The sequence below is a fragment of the Pseudorhodoplanes sp. genome (assembly GCF_035565855.1).
Lineage (GTDB): Bacteria > Pseudomonadota > Alphaproteobacteria > Rhizobiales > Xanthobacteraceae > Pseudorhodoplanes.
This window is the reverse complement of the sequence record NZ_DATMRX010000067.1, coordinates 1-4,579: the sequence shown is the minus strand read 5'-3', so window position 1 is coordinate 4,579 and position 4,579 is coordinate 1. Positions and strand designations below refer to the sequence as shown.

At 63.0% G+C, this 4,579-nt stretch carries 9 protein-coding genes; 1 reads left to right on the top strand and 8 read right to left on the bottom strand.

Annotated features, from left to right (window positions below; translation table 11 throughout):
* On the top strand, positions 1 to 437 hold a 437-nt coding region (locus VN004_RS03940; RefSeq protein WP_325607231.1), incomplete at its 5' end, for a lytic murein transglycosylase.
* An 82-nt stretch (positions 438 to 519) separates the two neighbouring features.
* Here the strand turns inward: VN004_RS03940 and VN004_RS03935 are convergent.
* The 8 genes from VN004_RS03935 to VN004_RS03900 form a co-directional block, all read right to left on the bottom strand.
* Positions 520 to 816: a hypothetical protein gene (locus VN004_RS03935; protein ID WP_325607230.1), complete on the bottom strand. Its 297-nt coding sequence runs from the start codon at positions 814 to 816 to the stop codon at positions 520 to 522.
* 182 nt (positions 817 to 998) lie between these two features.
* Positions 999 to 1,280, bottom strand: a complete 282-nt coding sequence (locus VN004_RS03930; RefSeq protein WP_325607229.1) for a hypothetical protein — start codon at positions 1,278 to 1,280, stop codon at positions 999 to 1,001.
* Between the two features lie 87 nt (positions 1,281 to 1,367).
* Complete coding sequence (locus VN004_RS03925; RefSeq protein WP_325607227.1) at positions 1,368 to 2,015, bottom strand: NUDIX hydrolase; 648 nt, start codon at positions 2,013 to 2,015, stop codon at positions 1,368 to 1,370.
* Positions 2,016 to 2,123: 108 nt separating this feature from the next.
* Entirely contained in the window at positions 2,124 to 2,396 is a 273-nt protein-coding gene (locus VN004_RS03920) for a hypothetical protein (protein ID WP_325607225.1), read from the bottom strand.
* 118 nt (positions 2,397 to 2,514) lie between these two features.
* Positions 2,515 to 2,904: a hypothetical protein gene (locus VN004_RS03915; protein WP_325607223.1), complete on the bottom strand. Its 390-nt coding sequence runs from the start codon at positions 2,902 to 2,904 to the stop codon at positions 2,515 to 2,517.
* A gap of 40 nt (positions 2,905 to 2,944) precedes the next feature.
* On the bottom strand, positions 2,945 to 3,913 hold the full coding sequence (locus VN004_RS03910) for a Bug family tripartite tricarboxylate transporter substrate binding protein (RefSeq protein WP_325607221.1): 969 nt from the start codon (positions 3,911 to 3,913) through the stop codon (positions 2,945 to 2,947).
* A 104-nt stretch (positions 3,914 to 4,017) separates the two neighbouring features.
* Positions 4,018 to 4,218, bottom strand: a complete 201-nt coding sequence (locus tag VN004_RS03905) for a hypothetical protein (RefSeq protein WP_325607219.1) — start codon at positions 4,216 to 4,218, stop codon at positions 4,018 to 4,020.
* A gap of 90 nt (positions 4,219 to 4,308) precedes the next feature.
* A partial coding sequence (locus VN004_RS03900; RefSeq protein WP_325607217.1) for a phosphatase PAP2 family protein occupies positions 4,309 to 4,579 on the bottom strand: 271 nt, incomplete at its 5' end.

The following is a 4,579-nucleotide window of genomic DNA, read 5'->3' as shown; positions in this document are numbered from 1 at the left end:
CCATCGCCGAATGGATCAGGCGCGGCTACGCGCCGCTGACGCACAAGCCGACGCGCGACGAACTCGCGCAGGAGGCGTCGCTGTTTCTGCCGGCCGGCCTGAAGGGCCCCGCCCTCCTGACGCTGAACAATTTCTACGTCTTCAAGGGCTATAATTTCGCCGACCTGTACGCGCTGTTCGTCGGCAATCTTGCGGACCGCATCGCCGGCGGCGGCACGTTCGCGACGCCATGGGGCAAGATCGAACAGGCGCGGTCGGACCAGATCGAGGCGATCCAGCGCCATCTGACCGAGGCCGGCTTCTATCGCGACAAGATCGACGGCAAGGCCGGCATGAAGACCCGTGCGGCTCTCGGCGCCTGGCAGAAGGCCAATGGCGTGACGCTGGATTGCTGGCCGTCAAGGGCGTTGGCGGAGCGGATGTCCGCTCGCCGCTGATCCCTATCGCGGGCGCTGCGCAAACAAAAAGCCCGGCCAGCCGATCGGCTGCCGGGCTTTTGAAGACGATGTGTCAGATCTGTCAGCAGACCTGGACGCGGCGCACGCGCCACGCATAGCCATCCCACCAGCGCTCACGCACCCAGCGGCAGGCCGGCCCGTAATAGACCGGAGCCGGTGCGTAATAGCCGGGCGGGGGCGGCGGCGGCGCATAATAGGGAGCAGCCGCACCAGCGATGATGGCGCCGGCGGCAATGCCACCGAGCACGCCCGCAGCAACAGCGCCGCCGCGCCAATGCGCATCGGCCTTTCCGGGAACGGCGAGCACCGAACCCGCGATCGTCAAAGCGGCGACGACCGCAATGAACACTTTCCTCATGCATTTCTCCTTCAGGAACCGGTGGGGAGGACCAGCGAGATTGACCAATCCCACGATCGACTTAGCGGCAAAAGGTTACGCACTCTTAGTGTTTAGGGCCATTTTGTCGCAATTTTGGAATCGCTGGCAAAATCGCGAACTCGTCAACAGAGCGAATCGTTACGCCGCTCAAGTGTGAGCGGTCAGTGGCAAATCCGCAACTTGCGCCAGGTCCAGCCATAGGCGTTCCAGACCCGCTGACGCCGGATCACACAGCCAGGAGGCGGCCCGATTGGACGGACATGATAACCGGCATAATAGCGGTAGTCGTGATACGGGCTGTCGGGCCAGGCCAGAACCTCGGCGGCCGACATCCCCCCAATGAGCCCCCGGCTGCGCCAGGTGCCGGCATCCGCCTGGGTGCTGCCGATCGCCGCCGCGGCAACAACGATGGCGCCGAGCAGGCCTGTGAGGGGACGTTTCATCGCATCTCCTTTCCGGAATGCCGGAGCGAAGGTCAAGGACGCAAGGAGGGGAATCCCGCAAACCCTGTGCGCAAGCATGACCCGATCCTAGCGCCGGAGCAATGACCAGAGCTTGCGTATGAGCGCCGGGGGACGACGGCCCACACGTTGAATGGGGAAAGACGGCTGCATCGCGACCCCGGCGCCGGGTGCGGCCGCCCGACCCGTTGCCCCGACCACCGTTGCTTTGCTCGCCGTGCCACGTTTCCTCCGACCTGGCTGCGGCTCGGGGGATAACCTTTTCGGCTTCCGTCGTATCGCGGGGCCCGATTGTCGCAAGATCTCGCGGCCGACCTTTTCGAGAAACAGCTTCTCGCGCTCATGCGTCAGCCTGGACATGGCCTGCGGCAATGAAAGCCATCGCACTGCGCGAACATCTCGCATCAGCGGTCCAACCGGACGCGCGCTGGCCTGCATCCGCCAGAACCTGACGGTCTTCGGCCGCCCGGACGCCTTGTAGACGAGGGAGCCGAGAAACTCGTGCACCTTCACATCGTGACCGGTTTCCTCGATCGCCTCGCGCCGCGCCGCCTCGATGGCGGTCTCGTCGCGGTTCAGCTTTCCTTTCGGAAGCACCCATGTCTTCTGCCGTCGGAGCTGAACGACGGCAAAGAGCGGCCGGACCTTGCCGCGCATCACGATTCCGCCGGCCGCCTCGATCGGCTGGTGCTCCGGCTTCTTTCGCTTCTTTTTCATGGTCTTGTCGTGCTGACGAATCCTGACGGACGCACGACATTATACGCGAACGCGCAGCGGAGATGCATTCCGCTGCGCGCCGGCTTTTACGATTGATCGGAGTTCAGACTAATTCCACCCGGCCTGCTTCTCGCAGGCGACCCGCGCCTTCGGATTGGCCTTCTCCCACTGCGTGATCGTGCGCGTTTCGTTGTCGTCCATTTTCTCGTTCATGCAGATGCAATAGGCGCGGACAATCGCAGGCGTCGCGCCCTTTTCATTCTTGTTGTCGGCAATGCATTGATTCACCCATTTCAGGTCGTCCTGCGTCATCTGTGCCGATGCGTGGGACGCCGCCGTCAGGCCCGTCAAAGTGGCCAGGACGAAAGTCAGGGGTCTCATCATTTTGCTCCAGGGAAAACGGACGCGGAATGCATCCGGGTACAATCCTACAGCAGGGCGCCCAGGGCGCACCCGGCCCGCGCTCACATTTTCGTAGGTCTGGGCGGCGTTGCAGGCTTTAGACGGCGTCGTCCGGATTGAGGCCGTAACGCTTGCAGAGGTTGCGAACGACGTGCGCGTCGGAGCCGCCATGGATCGCGCCGACCACGGCGGATTTCACCCGCCCGTTCTCGGTGCCGACCACTGCGATATACAACTGATTGCCGCTGTATCCGGGCAGCGGGCTCTTGGCGTTGACTGACGCGCAGTAATTCACGTCGCCGCTCGCGGCGGCCGGAAATTTGGCCCAGCGAAATTTCGCTGAGCCGGGCTCTTTGATCACACGACCGACGGCGTCGGCGATGATCTTCTTTTCCTCCGGCGCGAGGTCCCGTCCCCCGCCAAGCGCGGGAGAGGAGCCGTCGGGCGTCACGCAGCCCGCGACGCTCGACACCAGAAGGATGGCCAAGACTCCCGCCGCTTTTGGAACCATGTAACTCCGGGGACCGTCATTGGGGCTTGATCCCCGCTTCCTTGATGATCGGCCACCATTTGTCAATTTCGGCCTTGTGAAATGCCGCCAGCGCTTGCGGGGTCTGCTGCTCGACCGGGAAAATTTCCTGGGCGATCTTGGTGAGCCGCTCACGGGTCACCGGATCGGCCAGCGCCTTGACCAGCGCATCATTGAGCTTCGCCACAATCTCCTTCGGCGTGCCCTTCGGCACCCAGAAGGCATGCCAGAACGAGAAATAGAATCCGGGGAGTCCGGCCTCGTCGGTTGTCGGGACGTCCGGCGCCACGGGAATTCGTGATTTCGCGGTCACGGCATAAGGCTTGATGTTGCCCGCCGTGATCTGCGGCAACGAGACGGCCGGGGTGTCGAGCATCACATCGAGCTGGCCGGCGACAAGGTCCTGCATCGATTGTCCGGCGCCGCGATACGGCACCATGGTGTATTTGGCACCGATGACGTTCTGGAACATCAGCCCGGCGACATGGCTCGGCGTGCCGACGCCGGAATTGCCTTGCGATGCCTTGTCCTGGTTGGCCTTGAGCCAGGCGACCAGTTCCTTGAGATTGTTCGCCGGCATCGTCTTGCGCGCGACGATCAGGAACGGCTGCGTGGAGATGAGTCCGACCGGCTCGAAATCGTTCTGCAGATCGAATTGCAGCGGATAGATCGCACCGCTCGCGACATTCGTGCCCCATTGCCCAATGCCGAGCGTATAGCCATCCGGCGCCGACCGCGCGACCCTGCCGACACCGATGGTGCCGCCGGCCCCAGTTGTGTTCTCCACCACGATCGTCGTGCCGAGGATGTTGCGCATGCTCTCGGCCATGATGCGCGCGATCACGTCGGTCGATCCGCCAAGGCCGAGCGGGACCACAAGGGTGATGGGACGCGATGGATAATTCTGCGCGTGCGCGCCAGAGATCAGCATCGCAGCGCCGATGGCTGCGAACAATAAGCGTAACATGGACGTTTGCTCCCCGTTATTTTGACGGAGAGTCTAGCACGGAAGGGCGCGTACGGAACAAGACCTCTGAGCGAGCGGCCTTATCCAGAGCCCATTTCAAAATTTCACGATGGCAAATGAGTCCACCACACCGCGATCAGCCCGATCACGGCGACGATGATGACTGGTGCTGTCGTCAACGTCCATTTGCTGCCGAGCGGATGATGACGTCCGCAATAGTAACAGCGCTGAAATTTCGTGAGGATCGGCTCGTCCGGTGCGATTGGTGAACCGCAGGACCGGCACTCGGCACTCGGAGACGACATGCGATGTTCCCGGATACGCGCAGCAAGGGCCGCACAGACACAAGCGCAATTCCAGTCCGGTGAATCTAGACGCGCGGATTTGACAATGCGTTAACCGCTGCCGGCGACATCCCCGTCGGTCGCGGGCTCGATCTCGCCGCGACTTTGCAGCCAGAGCGCCAGAAGCCAGCAAGCCATGGCCCAGGCAGCGCCCGCGCACCACCCCGCCAAAACGTCCGTCGGCCAATGCACGCCGAGATAGATCCGGCTCGCGCCCACCATCAGCGTCAGCAGGATCGCGACTGAAACGACATAAGCCTTGAGCCGATTGCGGCTCTGGATGCGCGCGAGCAACGCGCCGAGCGTCAGGTAAGTCACGGCG